A 23,013-nucleotide genomic window follows, 5' to 3' on the forward strand; every position below is an offset into this window, starting at 1 on the left:
TGGATCCGGACCCCAACCCGGCGCGTTGGTCGCGTAGCGCAACCGGCTTCCGGTCCGGCAGCCGTCGAGTGTGACCTTTTCCACCCGGGTTCGCAGATTTCGGGTGGATAAGGTCACTCTCGACGCAAGGCCTGGCCACGTACCTGGCCGAACCGGGCCCCGTCCAAGGCTGGTGCGCCCGATCGGTGGATCCAGGCTGGGAACGGAACAAGCGGCTCGTACCGGCACGGTGCGGAGGTTTGGGTGTTCGTTCCCTGAGCCTCAGGGCGAGCCGGATCAGCGGTCGCAGCCGCCGTCCTGGTCCGGCCGCGAATGCATCCGCGATTCGTCGGTCAATCCCTTGTAGGCGTACGGATCCCGGCCGGCGACCAGCTCGACGTCGCGGTAGTCGTACTCGCCGAAATGATCACCGGCCGGCCGCTTCCAGGGCAGCAGCGACTCCGCACTCATGTAGTGCTGGGCCAGCGCCCGCCGATAGCCGTGCCGGCCGGAGTTCTGCAGCGAGCGGTGCAGCAGGTAGCCGTTGAAGATCAACGCGGTGCCGGCCGCAATCTCCACCGGCACGGCGTCGGCGTCGCTGTACGGGAAGTCGAAGGCCTCGTTGGTGCAGTCGAAGCGGGCGTCGTCGGTCTCCCGGTCCGGGTAGAGCACGCCGCGCCGGTGCGAGCCGGGGATCACCCACAGGCAGCCGTTCTGCACGGTCGCGTCGTCCAGCGCGATCCAGGCGGCGGTCAGCGAGCGGTCCCGGGTCGGGATGAAGTGCTCGTCCTGATGCCAGGCCTGGCCCGGCTTGCCCTCGGACTTGATGAAGAACATCGACTGCATCGCCTTGACGTTGGGACCGATCAGCCGGGTCAGCACGTCGACGATCGGCCGGTGCGCCAGCGCGGCGCGGAACAGCTCCGATCCCTTGTGCGGATAGTGGATGCAGAGGAAGCGGCGGAGCAGGTCGTCGTCGGACTCGTCCGGCCGGCGCGGCCGGTCGGTGCCGGCGGCGAACGCCTCGACGATCCGCAGCCCCTCGGTCCGCAGCCGGTCCAGCGCGTCGGCGTCGAACGCGTCCGGGACCAGGACGAAGCCGTCCCGGGCATACCGTTCGGCCAGCGCATCTGTCGGCTGCCCGGTGCCGCCGGTGATCGGCTCGGTGCTGATCATGTCGGTGCTGATCATGGTTTCTCCTCCTGTGGTCGCCTTTCATGCTGGCCGGGAACCGGACCCGGGCCAATGGCGGCGACCGACCGGATAATGTCGGATCATGATCTCCGGATCGGTGTCGGCGGTGCCGCACTACACGGCCCGGGAGGCCGGTTACCCGGCCGGCGCGCGGTTCGGCCCGCGCCGGCTGGCCGAGTTCGAGTTCGTCTGGCTGCTGGCCGGGTCGGCGCTGTGGTCGTACCAACCACCCGGCCAGGAACCGACCGTCGCCGAGAGTTTGACGCCGGGCCTGGTGCTGCTGGCCCGGCCCGGCGGGACCGACCGCTACGCCTGGGACCCGCGCCGCCGCTCGGTCCACGGCTACCTGCATTTCGACCTGCCGGACCTCGGCGCGGACGACGTCGCGGAATGGCCCTTCGTGCGCCCCGCGCCGTCCGGCGGACTGCTCGACGGACTGTGCGGCTACCTGCTCCGGCTGTCCCGGCAGGGCGACCCCGATGCCGAGGCGCTGACCGCCCAGGCCCTGTCGCTGCTGGTCACCGCCTTCGTCCGCGGCGACCCTCCGGCTGTCGACCGGCGGCGACGGGCTCTCGTACCACGTGGCCCAGGGCCTCGAAGCGCTCGATCATGTCGACACCGTCTTCGTCCCCGGCTACCGGACCCCGGCGGACACCGATCCGCCGGCGGTGGTGGTCGATGCGCTCAAGGCCGCGCATGCCCGCGGCGCCCGGCTGGCGGCGATCTCGACCGGGGCGTTCGCGCTGGCCGGGACCGGGCTGCTGGACGGCAAGCGGGCGACGACGCACTGGCACTACACGAAGGCGCTGCGGGAGCGGCATCCGCGGGTGCAGGTGGACGAGAACGTGTTGTTCGTCGACGAGGGGTCGGTGCTCACCTCGGCCGGGGCGGCGTCCGGCATCGACCTGTGCCTGCACCTGGTCCGGCGCGATCACGGCGTCGGCCTCTCCAACGTCGTGGCCCGGCGACTGGTGGCGGCTCCGTACCGCAGCGGCGGGCAGGCGCAGTACGTCCCGCGCAGCGTGCCCGAACCCCTCGGCGACGTGTTCGCCGACACCCGCGAGTGGGCCCTGAGCCACCTCGCCGAGCCGCTGACCCTCGACCTGCTCGCCCGCAACGCGCGGGTGTCGGCCCGCACCTTCTCCCGGCGCTTCGCCGAGGACACCGGCTACACGCCGATGCAGTGGGTGCTCCGGGCCCGGGTGGATCTGGCCCGGGAGTTCCTCGAGCGCAGCGACCTGACCGTGGAGCAGATCGCCCACCGCGTCGGCCTCGGCACCGCGTCCAACCTGCGGCTGCACTTCCACCGGATCCTCGGCACGTCTCCGACGGAGTATCGGCACACCTTCTCGGCCTGATCCCGACGCCTTGGCGAGATCCTTGCGGCCGATGGCAAAAGCTACGGCGTGATCCTTGCGCATGCGGTCGTTCCTGCCACTGTTGAGGCGCCGTGCGGCCGCCGACCATGGCAGGTGACGAAAGGATCCCGATGACCCGCATCGCCATCAACGGCTTCGGCCGGATCGGTCGCAACACGCTCCGCGGCCTGCTCGAACGCGACACGAAGCTGGAGGTGGTCGCGGTCAACGACCTGACAGCTCCGGAGTCGCTGGCCCACCTGCTCAAGTACGACAGCTCGCTCGGCCGCCTCGGCAGCCCGGTCCAGGTCGACGGCTCCGACCTGGTCGTCGACGGGCAGCGGATCGCCGTGCTGGCCGAGCGCGAGCCGGCCAAGCTGCCGTGGGCTGAGCTCGGCGTCGACCTGGTGCTCGAGGCCACGGGCCGGTTCACCGCCGCCGACGCCGCCCGCGGCCACCTCGAGGCCGGCGCCCGGAAGGTGCTGGTCAGTGCTCCGTCCGCCGGTGCCGACGTGACGCTGGCGTACGGCGTGAACACCGAGGCCTACGATCCGGCCCGGCACGTGATCGTCTCCAACGCCTCCTGCACCACCAACGCACTGGCGCCGCTGGCCTCGGTGCTGGACGACGCGGCCGGGATCGAGCACGGCTTCATGACCACGGTGCACGCCTACACCCAGGAGCAGAACCTCCAGGACGGCCCGCACCGCGATCTGCGCCGGGCCCGCGCCGCCGCCGTCAACATCGCCCCCACCACCACGGGAGCGGCCAAGGCGATCGGGCTGGTGCTGCCGAACCTCAACGGCAAGCTGTCGGGCGACTCGATCCGGGTGCCGGTGCCGGTGGGATCCCTGGTGGAATTGAACACCACGGTCAGCCGCGAGCTCGGTCGCGACGACCTGCTCGCCGCCTACCGGGCCGCCGCCGACGGCCCGCTCCGCGGCATCCTCGACTACTCCGACGAGCCGCTGGTCTCCAGCGACATCACCGGCCAGCCCGCGTCGGCGATCTTCGACGCCGCGCTGACCCGGGTCGACGGCCGGCACATCAAGGTCGTCGCCTGGTACGACAACGAGTGGGGCTTCTCGAACCGGGTGATCGACACCCTGGAGCTGCTCGCGCGCGACTGAGCAGCCGCACGCTCGGATCCCTCCGCGTCAGGTGACAACTCCCTCACGGTTCCGCTAAGACGGCCGGGTCTGCTACCACCCCGGCACTATGATCGGGCGGCCGTCACATTCGGGGAATTCACAGACGCGGAGGGCACCAGCCGATGCCGGACACACCGGTGGACATGTTCACCTTCACGGAGGACGAACCGCCGCAACAGCGCCCACAACCGGCGAAGAAGAAGCGCGGGCGGGCGCTGCCGGCCGTGCTGATCGCCGTCGCCGGCGTGCTGGTGCTGTCCCTGGTCGCCGGCTTCCTCTACGCGGCCTCGCTGAACAAGACCGTCTCGGACAACATCCAGCGGCGCGACGACACCATGCCGGAGGAGTCCGACAACGGGCGGCCGGACAAGCAGCCGTCCCAGGAGAAGGGGGCGGTCAACTTCGTCCTGCTCGGCTCCGACAGCCGCGACCCGAGCGACAGCGGCAACGGCCGCTCCGACGTGTTGATCGTCGCCCACCTCAACGCCGAACGGAACAAGGCGTACCTGATCTCGTTCACCCGTGATCTCTGGGTGACCATCCCGGGCAAGGGCAAGGCCAAGATCAACGCCGCCTACTCCTGGGGTGGCCCGAAGCTGACGATCAAGACCGTCGAGTCGATCACCGGCGCCCGGATCGATCACCTGGCCTTGATCGACTTCGAGGGCTTCATCCAGCTGACCTCCGATCTCGGCGGCGTCACCGTCACCAATGATCAAGAGTTCAGCACCCACGGCTTCACGTACCCGAAGGGCGAGATCACCATCTCCGGCGAGGAGGCGCTGTGGTTCGTCCGGGAGCGGAAGAAGCTGAAGAACGGCGACCTGGACCGGGCCAAGAACCACCGCAAGGTGATCCAGGCGATCTTGGAGAAGGGCCTCAGCCCGGAGACCATCGCCAACCCGCAGAAGTTCACCAGCTTCGTCGGCGGCGTCGCCTCGCACCTCACCGTCGACAGCGCGCTGACCGACGACAAGATCCGCGACCTGGCGTTCTCGCTCCGGCTGCCGCCGTCGCAGATCTACAGCCTGCAGGCACCGATCGCACGGTTCGGCACGTCCGACGACGGGCAGGCGATCGACATCGTCGACGAGGAGAAGATGGCCGAGCTGTCCAAGGCGCTGCGCGAGGACAAGCTGGACGAATACGTCGCCAAATACCCGCCGAAGGAATGAGCTCGTGGGGCCGCGGCCCGGGCTCGGTGTCGGGTAGGAAAGACTGACGCGATGGAGTGGATCCGGGCCCTGCGGCTGTTGTGGCGACACGGCTTCTTCCGGCGCCTGATGGCGGTCCGGATCGCCACCCAGGCCTGCGACGGCCTGCTCCAGGTGGCGCTCGCCTCGTACGTGCTGTTCTCGCCGGAACGGCAACCGGACGCGACCGCGATCGCCGCCGTGCTGGCGATCACCCTGCTGCCGTTCTCCGTCCTCGGGCCGTTCGTCGGCGTGATCTTGGACCGCTGGTCTCGCCGCCAGGTGCTGGTGATCGTGGACCTGATCCGGGCGGTGCTGGTGCTCGGCCTGGCCGCCCTGGTCGCCACCGGGTTGCGGACCGGCTCGGTCGAGGCCCTGTTCTACGGCGGCGTGCTGCTGGCGATGAGCCTGAACCGGTTCCTGCTCGCGGCCCTGTCGGCGGCGCTGCCGCACACGATCGAGCCGACCGAATACATGGTGGCCAACTCGGTCGTGCCGACGGTCGGTCCCGCCGGGGCGCTGATCGGGGCGGCGGTCGGCACCCTGCTCCGGCTGGTGCTGGGCAACCAGGTCCCGGCCTATGCGGCCGACGCCACCCTGTTCATCGTGGCCAGCTTCGGCTACGTGCTCAGTGCCTGTCTGGCGCTGCGGATCCCGCGCCACCAGCTGGGCCCGGACGAGCGCGGCACCCGGACGGCCAAGGACGTGATCGCCGGCCTGGCCGGCGCGCTGCGACACCTGCGCGAGCGGCGCCCGGCCGGGATCGGGCTGCTCACCATCGGCCTGCAGCGGTTGATCTTCGGCGTGGTGACGGTCGCCACCATCCTGGTCTTCCGCAACTACTTCCACACCGTCGACGACGTCAACGCGGCGATCGCCGATCTCGGGCTGTTCGCCGTCCTGACCGGCGCCGGCTTCGTCGCCGCCGCCGCGATCACGCCGTTGATCACCGCCCGACTCGGCGTCCGGGCCTGGGTGATCATCGCCCTGTTCGTGTCCGCCGTGCTGCAGGTGTTCCCCGGATCGATCTACACCAAGATCACGTTGATGATCGCGGCGTTCCTGCTCGGGGTCACGGCGCAGAGCGTCAAGATCTGCGTCGACACCCTGGTCCAGGCCCACGTCGACGACGACGTCAAGGGCCGGGCCTTCGTGATCTACGACATGATCTTCAATGTCGCCCTGGTGCTGGCGGCCTGCATCACCGCGCTGACCTTCCCGGCGGACGGACGTTCGGTGCCGATCCTGATCACCCTCGCCGTCGGTTACGCCCTGCTCGGGCTGGCCTTCCTGCTCGTCACCCGCGGAATGGATCTCAACTCCGGCACCGAGTCGATGCGGGCCGTGATCGCGGACTCCGAGTCGATCACGCCGGCCGACACGGCGGCCGACTCCGGCACCGAGCCGACCCGGGATCCGGACCAGCGCGGCTGATCATCCCGGCGACCGAGCAGATTCGGTCTTAGGGCAGCGGGATGACAGCGACCGACTTAGCCTTGAGCCATGCGGATACGCACACTCGGGGTGGCCCTCACCTTCCTGGCTCTGGTCGCTGCCGGCTGCGGTGCGAACGAGGGGTCGGGATCGGCACCACCGCCGGAGCCGGTGGCCTCCACGCCGGTCGAGCCGGCCCCGCCGGAGACGCCGGAACCGCTGTCCAAGGACGCGTACCAAAAGCTGCTGACCGGCTCGGAATCCACGATCCGCAAGGCCTTCGACCAGGTGATGGCGGCCAAGTCCCTGGCTCAGGTCAAGTCCGGGGCCGACGCCCTCGATGCCGTCCTGGCCAAGCAGTCCCAGACCTTCGAGGCGACCCTGCCGCCGGACTCGGCGGCCGACGCCCACAGCACCGCGGCCACCCTGCTGTCGCAGTCTCAGGTCGGTTTCGAGCCGAGCAAGGCCGAGGCCAACGAGTGCGGGATCAAGCCGAACGACACCGAGCAACTGATCCAGGCCAAGCAACAGGTACACGACACCCTGCCCGGCGAACTGTTGAAGGAGACCGCGGGCGACTTCAAGAGGGCCGGTTTCACCTGGGGCGGCAAGCTGCTACCGGCCCGGCCGGAGACCCCGAAGGGCAAGAAGCGGCGGGCCGACAACGGCGAGATCGTCGAGCGCAACGGCAGCCGCGGCTACAACCTGCTGCAGATCAAGAACGACACAAAGGAAGACGTCGTGATCGCCGCGGTGACCAAGAACCCGAAGAAGCCGATGGCCAGCATCTACGTGCGGGCCGGCAAGGACGCCACCCTCGAGGGCCTGGCCGCCAAGAAATACACGGTCTACTACAAGTCGGGCACCGACTGGGATGACGACAAGCGGACCTTCACCCGGAGCTGCGCGTTCTCCAAGTTCCGCCAGTCCTTCACCCCGGAGTCCAACTGGTCGATCGAGCTCCAGCCGCGCCTCGGCGGCAACGCCCCCACCGACGACACCGAGCCCTTCTGACCCCTCTGGTATCGCCTCTGGCCTCGATCTTCGTGATCTTGGTGGCGACGGGTTTGGCGACCAACCGGAACGTTCGTCCTGAAGCGGAAGGCGGGATGGTCGGAGTCTCGAGGACCCGTTCAGCATGTGGCGCTCTCCGAGTGCGGTGGCATTCCGGTCGCTGCCCGACCCTGGCGCCGTGGTCGTCGCCACAGGGGATCAGCCGTCCTGACGGGTACACCGTCACAAATCGGGGGCGCAACCCGGTCCCACCGGGCGATTTCCGGTCCCGCGGGGCGTTGCGCCCCCGATTTGTGCCAGTGCGCCACCTTGGCTGGATGCGCAACCGAGCCGCAGCCCCAGGACACCGAACGCTAGCTGGATGCCCTGGTTCTGGGCGGTCAGGTTGGCGGTTCCGGCCCGAGGCGGCGGCCGAGGCCATCCAGTCTGCCGGCCGCTTCCTGGCCGAGCGGTCAGTGGCCGGTGTCTCGGACATCACCGGCTGAGGGCCAGCGCAGCAGTTCGGTGGTCAACTGCTCAAGGTAGTCGGGTGGTCCGGCTTCGAGGAACCACAGCCAGAGCTCGGCGGCATGGATCGCCGACCAGGACCGCACCTCGGCCAGGTCGGCACCGTAAGCCTCGACGATGATCTTGAACGCCCGGGGATCACGCCGGGACGCTCCCCAGGCCACGCGCGACAACTCTCGGAGCGGATCACCGACGTGGGTAGCTTCCCAGTCGATCACTCCGGTGATGCGGCCGTCGACCGCGAGCAGATTCGCATCGGTCCAGTCGCCGTGGCAGAACACCGGGCGGTGCGGTGCCGGGACCGACAGGGGCAACGGCGGGCCGCCGGCGGCCCGGTAGCGCCGAATGATCAGCGCGTCGTCCGGTGGCGCCGGCAGTCCCGGCGGCGCCGGTACCTCATGCAGGGAACGCAGCAGCGGCACCGAGGCACTGAGACCGGCCAGCCCGGCGTCGGCGCCGACCTCGTCCAACCGGTCTCCCGGCAGCAGGCTGATCAGGATCGATCCCGGGTCGACCTTGATCAACTCCGGCACCGGCAGGGCGCCGTGCGCGAGAGCCCGCAGCGCGAGCACTTCCGTCTGGTGCCGGGCCGGATCGGTGAACCGCTTCTCCACCAGCGAGCGCCCGGCGTGCTCGACCAACCGCACCTGGCCCACTGCTCCCTGCCGCACCGCACCATCCTCCGACCAAAGACCGGGCCGGACCCAGCCGGACGGCGAGTCGGCGCCGACGCGCCCAGCCTCAGGCGGCGTCAGAGGTGCGGCCGGAGCCGAGTTCGACACCGGTCAGCAGCTCGGCCTCACTCCAGAGCAGGGCGGCGGTACGGGAATCCTGGGCGCGGCGGGGAATCCGGGCGGTGCCGGTGGGGCCGACCAGTCCGAACCGGCCGGTCGGGCCGTAGTAGCCGCCGTTCTCGGCGGCCGGATCGGCGGCCGCGTAGAGCAGCGGCTCGGTGCCGGTGTCGACCTCCTGCGAGGGCAGGAACGGGAACTCGAACGAGCGCCGCTGGCTGTCCTTGCCCAGATTCGGCCCGGTCACCTGCAGGTTGGTCTTGGTGAAGCCGGGGTGGGCGCCGACACTGAGCAGATCCCAGCCGCGTTCGGTGGCGAGCCGGGCCAGCCGCAGGGTCAGCATCAGATCGGCCAGCTTGGATTGGGAGTACGCACCGTTCGGGGTATAGCGGCGTTCGGCCTGCAGGTCGTCGAGCCGGATCCGGCCGATGGCGGCCAGGCCGCTGCTCATCGTCACCACCCGGGCACCCGGCGCCTGGACCAGCTTCGGCAGCAGCCGCAGGGTGAGCGCGAACGGGCCGAGGAAGTTGCTGCCGAACTGCAGCTCGAAGCCGTCGGCGGTGGTGTGCCGGGTCGGCACCGCCATCACCCCGGCGTTGTTGATCAAGGTGTCGACGCGGTCGATGCCGGCGGCGAACTCGGTCACCGAGGCCAGGTCGGCCAGATCGATCCGGCGCACCTCCAGGCTCGCGTCCGGGTGCTTGGCCAGGATGTCGGCCTTTGCCTGCTCGCCCTTCTCCGGCGTCCGGACCGCCATGATCACGTGCGCCCCGGCCCCGGCGAGGCGAGCGGCGGCCTCCTTGCCGGTGCCGCTGTTGGCGCCGGTGACGATGATGATCTTGCCGGTCTGATCGGGGACCTGGTACATCGCGTACTCCCTGCCTCACCTGGCCGAAGAGACCAGCGGTCTGTTCTGATACCGCCAGATTAACGGACCAGCAGTCTCTTATCAAGAGACCGGTGGTCTGAAATACTGGGAGCATGAGCCACTTCCGCCGAGCCCGCAGTGAGGAGCAGCGTGCCGAGCGACGCGCCGCGATCCTCGGGGTCGCCGCGACGATGCTCGCCGATCGACCGGTCGCCGACCTGAGTCTGAACGAGCTGGCCCGCCAGGTCGGCCTGGCCAAGTCCAACGTGCTGCGTTACTTCGACTCCCGGGAGGCGATCCTGCTCGAGCTGCTCGACGCGCAATCGGGCGAGTGGCTGGCCACGCTCGAGGCGGCCCGACCGTCCCGGGGAGGGCTGCCGACGCGGTGCCGCCGGCTGGCCGAACTGATCACCGCCTCGCTCGCCGAGCGACCGGTGCTCTGCGATCTGATCAGTGCCCAGACGGCGGTCCTGGAGCGCAACGTCTCGGTCGACGTCGCGATCCGGCACAAGCGGTCCTCGCTGGCCAACATCAAGCGGCTCACCGAGGTCGTCCGCTCCGCCGTACCCGAACTGGCCGAGCCCGCCGCCGTGAAGTTCGCCGCCGCGACCCTGCTCACCGCCGGCGCGCTGTGGACCCACCAGCGGCCGTCCGAGGCGATGCTGGCCGCCTACTGCGCCGACCCCGAGCTCGCCGCCCTCCGGATCGACTTCCACTCCGCCCTCGGTGAACTCCTCACCGTCATCCTCACCGGCCTCCTCGATCCGACTTGTCAGAACTGAGTTGTGCCAGGGCACAACTCAGTTCTGACAAGTCGGGGATTTTGGGGTGGCTGCGTCGTTACGATTTTCCGGATCGGTGCCGCTTCGGCACCCGGCTTCGCGGAGGCCCCGGATGGACGCAGTCAGCGCACCCGATCGGCAGCTGATCGACATGATCGCCGCCCGCCAGCAGGCCCTCGGCGACTACCTCCGCGGCGCCCGGCCGCGCGGCAACCGGCTGGCCGTGACCGGCATCGTCTGCAGCGGCGCGTCGGCCGCCTTCACCGCCGGCCCGGCCTTCGGCGGTCCGGGGTTCGCCCAGACGGCGACCGAGCTGCTCAACCTGCCGCAGACGTCGGTCGTCTGGCAGGTGCTGTGCCTGCTCGCGCTGATCGTCTCGGTGATCACCACGGTGACGATCAACCTGGCCACCAGCCAGCAGCTGAGCAGCCGGGTCGCGGCCGCCGAGACCTGCTCGGCCGAGCTGGACGGCCTGCGTACTCTGCTCGACTTCGGCCAGATCCCGGTCGGCGACGCCGCCCGGCTTTACCACGGCTACATCTCCAAGATCGGCTTCCTCCCGATCCGCTGAACGCCGGTCACCTCCAAGACCCTTCGACAGGCTCAGGGCACGGACCGAGAGGTGTCAGGGGCGGGAGGACCACCAGGTGCGGAGTTCGGCCTCGGCGGTCTCGCGGTCCAGCGGGCCGCGGTCCATCCGGAGCTCCAGCAGGAACTTGTACGCGTCGCCGACGGCGCGGCCGGGCGGGATGTCGAGGATCTCCATGATCGCGTTGCCGTCCAGGTCGGGCCGGATCGAGTCCAGCTCCTCCTGCTCCCGCAGCTCGGCGATCCGCTGCTCCAGCTCGTCGTACGCGGTGCGCAGCCGGGTCGCCTTGGCCTGGTTCCGGGTGGTGCAGTCGGCCCGGGTCAGCACGTGCAACCGGTCCAACTGATCACCGGCGTCGCGGACGTAGCGACGGACGGCCGAATCGGTCCATTGCCCCTCGCCATAGCCGTGGAAGCGCAGGTGCAGCTCGACCAGCTTGGCCACCGCGTCGACCTCCTCGCTGGAGTAGCGCAGCGCCGCCAGCCGCTTCTTGACCAGCTTGGCCCCGACCACGTCGTGGTGGTGGAACGACACCTTGCCGCCCGGCTCGAACCGTCGGGTCTTCGGCTTGCCGACGTCGTGCAGCAGCGCCGCCAGCCGGTTGATCAGGTCCGGCCGCTGCGGCAGCCGGTCCTCCAGCTCGATCGCCTGGTCCAACACGGTCAGGCTGTGCTGATAGACGTCCTTGTGTCGATGGTGTTCGTCGCGTTCCAGCCGCAGCGCGGGCAGCTCCGGCAGCACCCGATCGGCCAGGCCGGTCGCGACCAGCAGGTTGAGCCCGGCCCGGGGCCGGTCGGCCAACAGCAACTTGGACAGCTCCTCGCGGACCCGTTCGGCCGAGACGATGTCGATCCGTTCGGCCATCGCGGTGGCGGCCGCGACCGCGTCCGGCGCCGGCTCGAAGTCGAGCTGGGCGGTGAAGCGAGCCAGCCGCATCATCCGCAGCGGGTCGTCGCTGAAGGACTGCTCCGGCGTCGCGGGCGTACGCAAGCGGCGCGCGGCCAGATCCTCCAGGCCGCCGTACGGGTCGTGGAACTCCTTCTCCGGCAGCGCCACCGCCATCGCGTTCACGGTGAAGTCGCGCCGGATCAGGTCGCCGTCCAACGTGTCGCCGTACGCGACCTCGGGCTTGCGGCTCTCCGGCCGGTAGACGTCGGCCCGGAAGGTGGTGATCTCGACGACCCACTCGGCCTGGCCGACGCTGATCTTGGCGCCGATCGTGCCGTACTCCTTGCCGATGGTCCAGACCGTCTTGGTCACCGACCGGAGCAGCCGCTCGATCTCGTCCGGCCGGGCCGAGGTGGTGAAGTCAAGATCATGACCGAGCCGGCCGATCAGGGCATCCCGCACGCTGCCGCCGACCAGGAACAGCCGATGCCCGGCCGCGGCGAAGACCCGGCCGAGCTCGTCCGCGACCGGCGCGATCCGCAACAGCTCGGCGACGGCCTTCGCCAGGTTCGCCGATTTCGGTCGCGCCGCTGAGGAGGTCACGATCGATCACTGTAGCCGCGTCGCCGCCGGCCGGCCGAGCGGCGGGGAACGACCGCCGCCGGTGACTCGTTCGGTCCTGGGACCGCGCCGACGCATTCGCCGAACGGATATGACAGTCAGCAGAACATTAGGATGACGGAGTGGGGAGTCCGGTGGCTAGGGGGAAAGCGACCGCGGCCCGACGACCCCGGCGACATTCGCGGACGTTCCAGCGCCTGTTGCACGGCGTTCCGTTGGTCGCGGCGCTGATCCTGCTCGCCGGATTCCTGACCCTGGCGCCGGTGCTTCCGGCCCACGCCGACGAGCCGGATTCGCTGGTCTCGATCCAGATCACCTCGATGACCCCGGCGCTGCCGGCGCCGACCGACCCGATCACCCTGACCGGTACGGTCACCAACACCAGCAAGAAACCGATCGACAAGCCCCGGGTCTACTTCTGGCGCAACCAGGCGCCGATCACCGACCGGGAGGGCTTCGACGCGGCGCTGGACTCGGCGGCCAACGATCCGCTCGGCGCCCGGGTGACGGCCGACGTGCAGAACCGGGAGCACCTGTGGACCGAGGAGGACCGGACCCTCGATCCCGGCGAGACCGCCCCGTTCACGGTGTCGGCGACACCGGAGCAACTCGACTTCCCGGCGGCCGACGGCATCTACCTGGTCGGCGTGCACGTGCTGACCGGGACGGACCAGCCGCCGGCGATCGGCCGGTCCCGGGTGTTCGCGCCGATCGTCACCGACCTGCCCGACCAGGTGCTGCCGACCTCGTCGGTGGTGATCTTGAACTCCCGGCCGGCCCGGCTGCAGGAGCAGGTCTTCGCCGATGATCATCTGGCTGCGGAGGTCGGCCCCGAAGGCCGGCTGACCCGGCTGCTGGCGGCGGCCCAGCGAGAGGGGATGACGTTCGCCGTCGACCCGTCGCTGATCGACGAGCTGAGGGCGATGCGGTCCGGCTACCAGGTCCGCGACGAGGACGGCGAGACCACGGCCGGGGCCGGCAGCGAGCAGGCCACCGACTGGCTGCGCACCTTCGGCGAACTGCTCGACAGCCGACCCGGCTACCGGCTGCTGTACGGTTCGCCGGATGTCGCCGCCCTGGTCCGCAGCGATCGCGAAGCCCTGCTGGAACGGGCCAAGGCGGTCGGTGCCGCGGTGCCCGAGACGTCGGAGCTGCCGTTGCTGGTCTGGCCCGGCGACGGGGCCGCCGATGCAGCCACCATCGCCGCCGCCGGCCGGCTCGACCCGGCCGGGATCCTGCTGTCCGACGCGACCACCCGGAGCACCGCCCCGCTGCTCCGCGACGGCGACGGGCCGTTGATCATCAACTACGTCGGCGCGTCCTCGCTCGGCGGCCCGGGGCCCGATCCGCGCGATTCGCCGGTGCACCAGCGGGAACGGACCCTGTCGGAGACCTGGCTGCAGGCCAGCACGGAAGATCTGGACCGGACCCTGGGCCAGGTCCGGCTGATCACCACGCCCGAGGAGGCCAGCACCGAGCAGCAGCTCGCGGCCCCGTGGCTGCGGCAGATCCCGCTGGCCGACCTGCTCCGGCAACCGCCGGAACGGTTGACCGACGAACCGCGCTACCCGAAGGCGGCGCAGGCCGCCGAGCTCGACCACGACGAGCTGCGCCGGGTGGACGACCTGGCGGAGGCGTACCAGACCTATGTCGACCTGCTGGTCGATCCGGCCGAGGCCCGCACCGACGCCGACGCGGCCGTGCTCAAGTCGGTCTCGGCCACCTGGCGCGGCCCGGACTCGGACTGGCCCAAGCTGCTCGACCTCCGGCTGGACCAGCTCGACCAGGTGCTGACCGACGCGGTGAAGATCGGGCTGGTGGGCCGGTTCACCACCACCGGGCAGAGTGACATCAGCTTCCCGATCACGATCACCAACACGCTGATCGACCCGGCCGAGACCGGCACCGCGAACGCGATCCGGGTCGGCGTCGAGTTCAGCTCGGCCCAGTCGCAGCGGCTGCGGGTGAAGCCGCTCGACCCGGTCGTCATCCAGGCCAACGACGCCGGCAACGCCTCGATCACCCGGAACACCCAGATCGAGGCCCAGGCCAACGGACCGGTGCAGGTCACCGCCCAGCTGGTCACCGCCTCCGGCAAGCGGGTCGGCAAGCCGACCACGGTCGAGGTGACGGTGACCCAGGCCGGCACGGTCGGCTGGATCATCGCCGTCGCCGCCGGCGTGGTGCTGATCGGCACGACCGTGCTGCGGATCCGGCAGGTCGCCCGGGAGCGGGCCCGCGACCGCGACGACGACGACACCCGGTCGCCGCCGCCGGCCTCTCCGGTCAGCCCGCGCCGGGCGACCCCGGCCGCCTCCGGCGCGGCCGGCCCACGGCGGGGTCGCCCATGAATCCTGCCCGATCCTCCACGACGGCGCCGAGCAAGACCTCGGGGACGGCTTCCCGCCGATCGCCCGACCCGTCTCGACGCAACCGCTCCCGACTGGTCTCGGCCACCGTGCTGATGGCCGGCGGGACGGCGGTGTCGCGGCTGCTCGGGTTCGGCCGGTTCGCGCTGCTGGTGGCCCTGTTCGGCAACGCCACCCAGCAGGCCGACATGTTCAACTACGCCAACACGGTGCCGACCAGCATGTACATCCTGCTGGCCGGCGGCATCCTGAACACGGTCCTGGTGCCGCAGATCGTCCGTGCCATCCGGCAGGATCCGGACGGCGGCGAGGCCTACACCAACCGGATCATGACGCTGGGCATCCTGGTGCTCGGCCTGCTCACGGTGGTGCTGACCGTCGCCGCACCGCTGGTGATCTGGATCTACACCCCGGAGTCCTGGCACACCCCTGAGCTCTCCCGGGCGTACGACTCGACGGTCCGGCTGGCCTACTACTGCATGCCGCAGATCTTCTTCTACGGCATCCATGTGCTGGCCGGCCAGGTGCTGAACGCCCGGGACAAGTTCGGCCCGATGATGTGGTCGCCGATCGCGAACAACATCATCTCGATCGGCGTCCTGTCGATCTTCTTCGTCGTCTTCGGCACCGGCGACGGGGTCGGCGCCTTCACCGCCCAGCAGGAGCTGCTGCTCGGCCTGGGCTCCACCCTGGGCATCGTCGCCCAGGCGGCCGTGCTGGTGCCGTACCTGAAATCGATCGGTTACCAGTTCCGGCCCCGGTTCGACTTCAAGGGCACCGGGCTCGGCCGGACGGTCCGGCTGGCGAAGTGGACCCTCGGCTTCGTCCTGGTCAACCAGGCCGCGCTGGTGGTGATCCAGAAGGTGGCCGGCGGCGCCACGGCCGAGGGCTCGGGCGGCGGTCTGACCGTCTACATGTACGCGTTCGCCGCCTATCAGCTGCCGCACTCGCTGATCGCGGTGTCGCTGGCCACCGCGATGCTGCCGTCGGCGTCGCGGCTGGTCGCGGCCGGGGACCTGGCCGGCGTGCGGGACGAGACGATCGGCACGATGCGGTTGCTGCTGACCGCGATGGTGCCGGCCGCGGTCGCCCTGTTCTCCCTCGGCGTGCCGATGGCCGAGTTCGTCTTCGGCTTCGGCCGCGGCGTCGACGACGCCTACCTGACCGGCTGGACGCTGATGGCGTTCGCGTTCGGCCTGATCCCGTTCACCCTGCACTATCTCTGTCTGCGGACGTACTACGCGCTGGAGGACAACCGGACCGCGTTCCTGATCCAGATCGCGATCGGCGCCGCCAACGCCTCGCTCGCGGTGCTGATCGTGCTGCTGTTGAACTCGCCGGCGACCACCGCGGTCGGCCTGGCGATCGCGCACGTGATCTCGTACTCGATCGGGCTGGTGCTGGCGGTCGCGATCCTGTCCCGGCGGCTGCCCGGGATGCCGGTCGGCGGCCTGGTCGGGCACGGGCTGAAGCTGCTGCTGGCGGTCGCGCCCGCCGGTGGCGCCGCGTACGGGGTGACCGCCGCCTTCAAGCTGTGGTCGTCGGCGAAGCTGGTGCAACTGCTCGCGCTGGCCGTGGCCGGTGTCGTCGCGATCGTGATCTTCCTGCTACTGGCCCGGCTGCTCCGGATCTCCGAGGTCAGCCAGATCCTCGCCTTCGTGCTGCGCCGCCGGCAGCCGGCCCCCGCGCCGATCGAGGACGAGGCCAGTATCCAAACGGTGATCAGGCCGCTTCGCGAGTTCTACGGCGAAACGGGAATGCCGGAGCCTAGGATCGACCAAGGTCGCCAACAGCCTAGGATCGACCCCGATGCGAAGCATCACCGAATCACAGCAGTCCGGTCATTCAGCACGGGTGGCCGTATCTCAACGATGTCAGCAAAGCCAGGGTCCGAGATGACCACACCATCGCCGCCCTCGGCTGACACCCCGGACCAGCCCGGTCCGGCGGAGTCCCCGAGCGCCGCCTTGGCGACGCCACCCGGCGGCCCGGGCCCGGCCGCTTCGATCACCTCGCCCGGCACCGTCCTCGCCGACCGGTATCGGCTGGAGGAGATGCTGGCCGCGGACGATCCGACGATCACCTGGCGCGCCTTCGACCAGGTGCTGTCCCGGTCGGTGTCGGTGCACCTGCTGCCGCCCCGCGATCCGCATGCCACCGAGGTGCTGGACGCCGCCCGGCGCGGCGCCGCCGCGACCGATTCGCGCTTCCTCCGGGTGCTCGACGCGGTCTATTCCGACGATCCGCGGATCGGCTCCTACATCGTCTGCGAGTACGCGACCGGCCAGCCGCTGAGCGCGATCCTGGCCCAGGGTCCGCTGTCCGGCCTGGAGGCCGCCTGGGTCACCCGCGAGGTGGCCGACGCGCTCTCCGCCGTGCACGGGTTCGGCCTGTTCCACGAGCGGATCAGCCCGGAGACCGTGGTCGTCACCCCGACCGGCAACGTGAAGATCGTCGGCCTGGTGATCGAGGCGGCGCTGCGCCCGGCCCGGGGGGGCGAGCCGGAGGGGCACGGCGAGCGGGCCGACGTGCACGACCTCGGCCGACTGCTCTACGCCTCCCTCGTCTCCCGCTGGCCCGGCGGTCCCGCGTACGGGCTCGGCCCGGCACCGGTGCTGGGCGGTCGCTGGGCCACCCCGCGGCAGGTCCGGGCCGGCGTCTCCCCGGCGCTGGACACGGTCTGCGACCAGATCCTCGGCCGGCCGCCGCGGCATCACGCGCCCTCGATCACCACCGCCAACGAGGTGGTCAACGCCCTGACCAAGGTGCTCGGCACCGCCGACGCGACCGGTGACCTGGAGCGCCGGCTGCGGCAGCCGATCCCACGGGTGACCCCGGACGAGACCGGCGAGATCCCGCTGTCGGAGCAGCCGACCGGGATGATGGCCGCGGTCGACCGGCCGGGCTCGCCGGACACCAACCCGACCGAGGACCAGCCACGGGTGGCCGGCTCGCCGGCGCTGCCGATGGCCGGCTCCATCTCGCCCAGCAGCCCGGAGTCGGCCCGGTCGACCATGATCAGGCAGCCACCGCCGCCGAACGGGGCGACCGCCCTGATCCCCGCTGTCCGCAACGGCAACGGCGCGCCGAGCAAGCCGCAGCGCTGGATCGTGCTGCTGGTCGCGCTGGTGGTGCTGCTGGTGATCGGCGCGATCGTCGGCAGCCTGGTGATCCGGCCGAGTGGGCTGCCGCTGCCGGGCCCGAACCCGCCGAACTCGTCCGCGCCGCCGACCGAGGAGCCGCCGGCCGACCCGGTCAAGGTGCCGATCAGGGACGGCCGCGACTTCGATCCGCAGGGCGACCCGTCGGAGGAGAACGGCGACGAGGTGCCGAACGCCTTCGACGGCGATCCGGAGACCCGCTGGCGTACCGTCCAATATCGCAACAACCCGGAGCTCGGCGGCCTGAAGCGCGGCGTCGGGATCGTCTTCGACCTGGGTGAGCCGGTGCCGGTCCGCGAGCTGAAGTTGATCTTGACCGGCGAGGGCACCGACCTCGACATCCGGGTGCCGGAGGACGATCCGGCCGGCACCGTCGACCCGCCGATGAACTCCGACCGCGACTGGCGGGTGGTCGGCAAGGTCACCGATGCGGGCGAGACCGCCGACGTGACGCTGGCGGAGCCGGTCACCACCCGGTATGTGCTGGTCTTTCTCACCTCGCTCCCGCAGGAGGAGCCTCGGCGCTTCCGCGGAGGGATCCACGAGGTCGAGGTCTATCGGTGACCGGATCGCCGGCGGGCGGTCCCAGCGATCAGGAACTGCTGCGCGCCCACGTCGACGGGGACCCGAACGCGTTCAGCACCCTGGTGACCCGGCACCAGGAACGGCTCTGGGCGATCGCGTTGCGGACGATGCGGAATCCGGAGGAGGCCGCCGACGCGCTGCAGGACGCCTACATCTCCGCCTTCCGCCGGGCCGGCAGCTTCCGCGGCGACGCCCAGGTGACCACCTGGCTGCACCGGGTCGTGGTCAACGCCTGCCTGGACCGGATCCGCCGCAACAAGGTGCGACTGGCCGATCCGCTGCCCGACGATCCCGACCGCGCCGCCGAGCTGGGCGTCACCGAGTCGATCGATCCGTTGGAACTGAAGGAGCAGCGCAGTGATGTGGCGGCGGCCCTGTTGCAGCTGAACGCCGATCAGCGCGCTGCCCTGGTGCTGATCGACATGGAGGGCTATTCGGTCGAGGAGGCGGCGACGATCCTCGGCTGCGCGCCGGGCACGGTCAAGAGCCGCTGTGCCCGCGGCCGGGCCAAGCTGGTGCCGCTGCTGCGGCATCTGCGGGTCGACGCCGATCGCGACGAGCACGACCTGGTCGAGGTGGATTCCGGCGGCCCGGACGTACGATCTCCGGGTCGGCAACGCGACGGCCCGGCGCCCTGACCGACTCCCGCACCCCGCATCCAGCCGCAGCCGCGTCCTCGTTCCCTGAGCCCGTCGGAGGGCCGGCCGCAGAATCGATCAGCCCGTGTCCCATCCGCTCGATCTGGCCTACAACTGGCGGACGCCGATCATCATGACGACCGTCGGCCTGGTCGCCTGCGTCACGCTGCTGGTCAGCCAGCGCACGCCGGGCTGGGAGTCGACGATCGCGGTCCTGGTCGGTTGCTGGGTCGTGCTGCTGGTCGTCGTCTGGTTCCGGGCCCGGGCCTATCTCGAGGTGGACGGCGCGACGCTGACCGTGCGGCGGTTCCGCGGCAAGCACGTGCTGGCCGGGTCCGACGTCGTCGCCGTACGCCAGGTGCGGATGCTGACCGGTCCGGGCTACCGGCTCACCATCGCCGATGGCGCCGCCCACCTGGTCGGCGTGTCGTTGCTCCGGGAGGGCACCCCGACCCTGCTCCGCTGGGTGGCCGCGCACGCTCCGGAGGCGACCCTGGACCCGGCGACCGAGGCGACGATCGACCGGCTGCGAACCCAGGGACTGGTTGAGTGACCGGCGGTGAGCAACGAACTTGAAGCCGAAACAAATCCGCGGCGACCGGGAACCGAACCCCGCGCGGCGGCCGTCCAAGACGACGGTGCCCCGGCACCCGCCCCTGACCGATCTTCTCGTCCGCTTCCCCGATCGAGCCCAAGGAACCCGTTGTGGCCGAACATCTGACCGTTGACGAACTGGCCGACGCCGCGGCCGGTCTCGTCGACGCCGCCCGCGGGGCGGAGATCACCGAACACCTGGCCGGCTGCCGGCGCTGCGCCGCCAGCCAGGCCGAGCTCGAGCAGGTGAGCGTACGGCTCGCCGCCGAACCCACCCCGCCGATGCCCGCCGCCGTCACCGCCCGACTGGCCGCCGTCATCGACGCCGAACAGAACCGGCGGCAATCCGGGCAGGCGAGCTCCGACGATGAACATCGCTACGAACTGGCCCACCGGCACAAGCCCAGCCTCGGCACCCTCGGCAGCGACCTGGCCAAGCCCTCCCGGTCCCGTTTCCTCGGTCGCGCCCTGGTCGCCTGCGTCGCGGCCGCCGCGATCGGCTTCGCCGGCTACGCCGCCGGCGCCCGCGCCGGGCTGGGCGAGCCGCAGGCCCTCCGCTCCCCGCTGACCAGCCGCAACCTGGCCCCCCAGGCCGAAGAACTCCGCTCCAAGACCGACCTCGACAGCCACTGGCTCTCCCTCGCCTGGAGCTGCGCCCGCAAGGTGACCGACGGCCGGATCACCGACATCGCCCGCGTCGTCGTCGACGGCTCCCAAGCCCTCCTCGTCTACACCAGCACCGGCGGCAAGTCCTTCGTCACCGTGGTCTCCGGCTGCCCCGACGACCCGAAAGCCAGCACCACCACCGAACTCCCCCGCTGAGCAAGCCCCGGCCGTGTCCGTACCACCGATCGGTCGGCCCGTTCCGCCGCCGATCCAGGACGGCTAAGGTCGATCTTCATACGAGCCGGTGATCCGCACCGGCATGGGTGGGTGGGCAGCCTCCTGGAGGTATGCCCAAGAATGCCCAATCCCTACCGCACCCTGTGGTCGACTCCGGCCGTCCTACCGGCCCTGACCGCCGTCTTCGTCAGCGCGCTGCCGATCGGCATGGCCGGCCTGGCGATCATCCTCACCGTCCAGCACTGGACCGGCTCACTGCCGTTGGCCGGGCTGCTGGCCGGCGTGTTCAGCGCCGGCAACGCGGTCGGCCTGTTGGCCCAGGGACGCATCCTGAGCCACTGGAACCCGGCGTTGGTGATCATGATCACCGGGCTGGTCTCGGCCCTCGGCTTCGCGCTGTTGATCATGATCGGGTACGGCGGCGCGACGCCGGTGATCATGATCATCCTGGTGGCGATCTGCGGAGTCACCGTGCCGGCGATCACCACCGCGGTGCGGGCCTGGCTGCCGCTGGTGGTGGCCGACGACGCCGGGCGCACCGCCGGGTACGCGCTGCTGACCGTGCTGTTCCAGGGCGCGATCCTGCTCGGCCCGATGCTGGTCAGTCTGGCCGTGGCGGCCGCGCTGCCGGCCGCCAGCCTGGGCTTGATCGCGCTGCTGCTGCTCGGCTCGGTGGTGCTGTTCCGCCAGGCCGTACGGACTCGGCAGGCCGGCGCCGCGCCCCGGCCGGTGACCCGGGGCTGGTGGCGGCACGGCCTCGGCTGGCTGCTCGCTGTCAGCGCCGGGTCTGGCCTCGCCACCGGCATCACGACCGTGGCGGTGCCCGGGGTGATGACCGTCGCCGGCGTCGTCGTCCTGGCCGGCGTCGTGGCCTCGGCGGCGGCGCTGGGCGACGTGGTCGGCGCCCTCGGCTACGGCTCCCGCGCCTGGCCCGGACGGCCGTGGACCAGGCTGGCGATCGTGGCCGGCGGCGGTGCGACGGTCGGGGTGATCGCCCTGCTGGTCGCCGGGGTGCCGTGGCTGCTGGTGTTGACCGGATTCGCCGGCGGGCTGCTGGCCGCGCCGCAGGGAGTGGTGCTGTCCGGGCTGCTGGACCGCGTGGTGCCGGCCGAGGCGCTGGCCCGCGGCTACTCGAGCATGGTCTGTGCGGGCCTGCTCGCCGGGGCGGTCGGCAGCACCCTGGCGGCGGCACTGCTGCCGGTGCTCGGCGAGCGCGGGCTGCTCCTGCTGCCGCCGATCGCCCTGGCCGGGGCCGCCACGGTGGCCCTGATGGCGCGCCGATCCACGCCGGAATAGCTGCACCGGGGCGAGCGTTCGGTCACTGTAGGGTTGCGGTCCAGAACCCAGAACCCAAACCCAGGACTACGCACCACAACGAAGGATCTCGATGAGCAACGTCTCCGGCATCCCGGCCGTCAATGCGATCACGATCTCCACCCCCGCCGCGGCAGCGGTCGCGGCCAGGCCCTCGGCCGAGGTCCGGGATGTGATCATCGTGGGCAGCGGTCCGGCCGGTTACACCGCCGCGATCTATGCCGCGCGGGCGGCCCTGAAGCCGTTGGTGTTCACCGGTTCGGTGGACGCCGGCGGCGCCCTGATGAACACCACCGACGTGGAAAACTTCCCCGGCTTCCCCGACGGCATCCTCGGCCCGGATCTGATGGAGAACCTGAAGGCGCAGGCCGAGCGGTTCGGCGCCGAGTTGGTCGCCGAGGACATCACCGCGATGGACCTGACCGGCGGGATCAAGACCGTGCAGGACGCGTACGACAACACCTTCTCGGCCCGCACCGTGATCTTGGCGATGGGCTCGGGCTATCGCAAGCTCGGCCTGTCCGACGAGGACCGGCTGTCCGGGCACGGCGTCTCCTGGTGTGCCACCTGTGACGGATTCTTCTTCCGGGACAAGGACATCGCGGTCGTCGGCGGCGGCGACTCGGCGGTCGAGGAGGCCACCTTCCTGACCCGGTTCGCCAAGTCGGTCACCCTGATCCACCGGCGCGACGAGCTCCGGGCGAGCAAGATCATGGCCGCGCGGGCGAAGAACGATCCCAAGATCAAGTTCGGCTGGAACTCCGCCGTCTCCGAGATCCACGGTGAGCACGCGCTCAGCGGAGTTACGCTGGAGGACACCACCAGCGGCGAGCAGCGGGAGCTGCCGATCGAGGGGCTGTTCATCGCGATCGGCCACGACCCCCGGTCGGAGCTGGTCCGCGGCCAGGTCGATCTCGACGACGCCGGCTACGTGCTGGTCCAGCCCGGCAGCACCCGGACCAACCTGCCCGGCGTGTTTGCCTGTGGCGACCTGGTCGATCACACCTATCGGCAGGCGATCACGGCGGCCGGCACCGGCTGTTCCGCCGCGCTGGATGCCGAGCGCTTCCTCGCCGACCTGGCCGACGAGGTCACCCAGGTGCCCGTAGCGGCCGGCGTCTGAACCGTCACCGACCCGAA

The 23,013-nt window shown here is 70.7% G+C and carries 18 protein-coding genes; 14 read left to right on the top strand and 4 right to left on the bottom strand.

Annotated elements, in window-relative coordinates:
• Positions 1-276: 276 nt before the first annotated feature.
• Positions 277-1,170 carry a phytanoyl-CoA dioxygenase family protein gene (locus FNH24_RS25540; protein WP_246187073.1) on the bottom strand — a complete coding sequence of 298 codons (894 nt, stop codon included), beginning with the start codon at positions 1,168-1,170 and terminating at the stop codon, positions 277-279.
• A 551-nt stretch (positions 1,171-1,721) separates the two neighbouring features.
• Between FNH24_RS25540 and FNH24_RS25545 the strand changes: the two genes are divergently transcribed.
• The 5 genes from FNH24_RS25545 (at position 1,722) to FNH24_RS25565 (ending at position 7,323) form a co-directional block, all read left to right on the top strand.
• The gene (locus FNH24_RS25545; protein ID WP_281351112.1) at positions 1,722-2,531 is read left to right on the top strand and encodes a GlxA family transcriptional regulator; all 810 of its coding nucleotides are present in this window, start codon (positions 1,722-1,724) and stop codon (positions 2,529-2,531) included.
• A gap of 131 nt (positions 2,532-2,662) precedes the next feature.
• Entirely contained in the window at positions 2,663-3,661 is a 999-nt protein-coding gene (gene gap / locus FNH24_RS25550; protein WP_152365086.1) for a type I glyceraldehyde-3-phosphate dehydrogenase, read from the top strand.
• A gap of 143 nt (positions 3,662-3,804) precedes the next feature.
• The gene (locus FNH24_RS25555) at positions 3,805-4,857 is read left to right on the top strand and encodes an LCP family protein (RefSeq protein WP_152365087.1); all 1,053 of its coding nucleotides are present in this window, start codon (positions 3,805-3,807) and stop codon (positions 4,855-4,857) included.
• 51 nt (positions 4,858-4,908) lie between these two features.
• Positions 4,909-6,309, top strand: coding sequence for an MFS transporter (locus FNH24_RS25560; RefSeq protein WP_152365088.1), 1,401 nt, complete (start codon positions 4,909-4,911; stop codon positions 6,307-6,309).
• A 69-nt stretch (positions 6,310-6,378) separates the two neighbouring features.
• Positions 6,379-7,323, top strand: a complete 945-nt coding sequence (locus tag FNH24_RS25565) for a hypothetical protein (RefSeq protein ID WP_152365089.1) — start codon at positions 6,379-6,381, stop codon at positions 7,321-7,323.
• 452 nt (positions 7,324-7,775) lie between these two features.
• Here the strand turns inward: FNH24_RS25565 and FNH24_RS25570 are convergent, their stop codons facing one another.
• Positions 7,776-8,501, bottom strand: coding sequence for a phosphotransferase (locus FNH24_RS25570; RefSeq protein ID WP_161606312.1), 726 nt, complete (start codon positions 8,499-8,501; stop codon positions 7,776-7,778).
• Between the two features lie 70 nt (positions 8,502-8,571).
• Positions 8,572-9,489: an SDR family oxidoreductase gene (locus FNH24_RS25575; RefSeq protein WP_152365091.1), complete on the bottom strand. Its 918-nt coding sequence runs from the start codon at positions 9,487-9,489 to the stop codon at positions 8,572-8,574.
• A 113-nt stretch (positions 9,490-9,602) separates the two neighbouring features.
• Here FNH24_RS25575 and FNH24_RS25580 point away from each other — a divergent pair, with 113 nt between their 5' ends.
• Both FNH24_RS25580 and FNH24_RS25585 read left to right on the top strand, forming a co-directional pair.
• Positions 9,603-10,271 (top strand): TetR/AcrR family transcriptional regulator, encoded by a 669-nt coding sequence (locus tag FNH24_RS25580; protein WP_152365092.1) that lies wholly within the window; start codon positions 9,603-9,605, stop codon positions 10,269-10,271.
• 112 nt (positions 10,272-10,383) lie between these two features.
• On the top strand, positions 10,384-10,842 hold the full coding sequence (locus tag FNH24_RS25585) for a hypothetical protein (protein ID WP_152365093.1): 459 nt from the start codon (positions 10,384-10,386) through the stop codon (positions 10,840-10,842).
• Between the two features lie 54 nt (positions 10,843-10,896).
• Here FNH24_RS25585 and FNH24_RS25590 read toward each other — a convergent pair whose 3' ends face one another.
• A complete protein-coding gene (locus FNH24_RS25590; protein WP_246187121.1) occupies positions 10,897-12,315 on the bottom strand; it encodes a CCA tRNA nucleotidyltransferase in 1,419 nt (472 codons plus the stop codon).
• 188 nt (positions 12,316-12,503) lie between these two features.
• Here FNH24_RS25590 and FNH24_RS25595 point away from each other — a divergent pair, with 188 nt between their 5' ends.
• From FNH24_RS25595 to trxB, 7 genes are all read left to right on the top strand, one after another.
• Complete coding sequence (locus FNH24_RS25595; protein WP_152365095.1) at positions 12,504-14,720, top strand: DUF6049 family protein; 2,217 nt, start codon at positions 12,504-12,506, stop codon at positions 14,718-14,720.
• Positions 14,717-18,463, top strand: a complete 3,747-nt coding sequence (gene murJ, locus FNH24_RS25600) for a murein biosynthesis integral membrane protein MurJ (protein WP_152365096.1) — start codon at positions 14,717-14,719, stop codon at positions 18,461-18,463. Before FNH24_RS25595 ends, murJ begins: the two co-directional genes overlap by 4 nt.
• Complete coding sequence (sigM, locus tag FNH24_RS25605) at positions 18,460-19,122, top strand: RNA polymerase sigma factor SigM (protein ID WP_152365097.1); 663 nt, start codon at positions 18,460-18,462, stop codon at positions 19,120-19,122. Before murJ ends, sigM begins: the two co-directional genes overlap by 4 nt.
• Positions 19,123-19,207: 85 nt before the next feature.
• Entirely contained in the window at positions 19,208-19,675 is a 468-nt protein-coding gene (locus FNH24_RS25610; RefSeq protein ID WP_152365098.1) for a hypothetical protein, read from the top strand.
• Between the two features lie 152 nt (positions 19,676-19,827).
• Positions 19,828-20,538 carry an anti-sigma factor family protein gene (locus FNH24_RS25615; RefSeq protein ID WP_152365099.1) on the top strand — a complete coding sequence of 237 codons (711 nt, stop codon included), beginning with the start codon at positions 19,828-19,830 and terminating at the stop codon, positions 20,536-20,538.
• Positions 20,539-20,679: 141 nt separating this feature from the next.
• Entirely contained in the window at positions 20,680-21,855 is a 1,176-nt protein-coding gene (locus FNH24_RS25620; protein ID WP_152365100.1) for an MFS transporter, read from the top strand.
• A 91-nt stretch (positions 21,856-21,946) separates the two neighbouring features.
• A complete protein-coding gene (gene trxB / locus FNH24_RS25625; protein WP_152365101.1) occupies positions 21,947-22,996 on the top strand; it encodes a thioredoxin-disulfide reductase in 1,050 nt (349 codons plus the stop codon).
• Positions 22,997-23,013 lie beyond the last annotated feature (17 nt).

Source organism: Microlunatus speluncae (genome assembly GCF_009299835.1).
Taxonomy (GTDB): Bacteria; Actinomycetota; Actinomycetes; order Propionibacteriales; family Propionibacteriaceae; genus Microlunatus; species Microlunatus speluncae.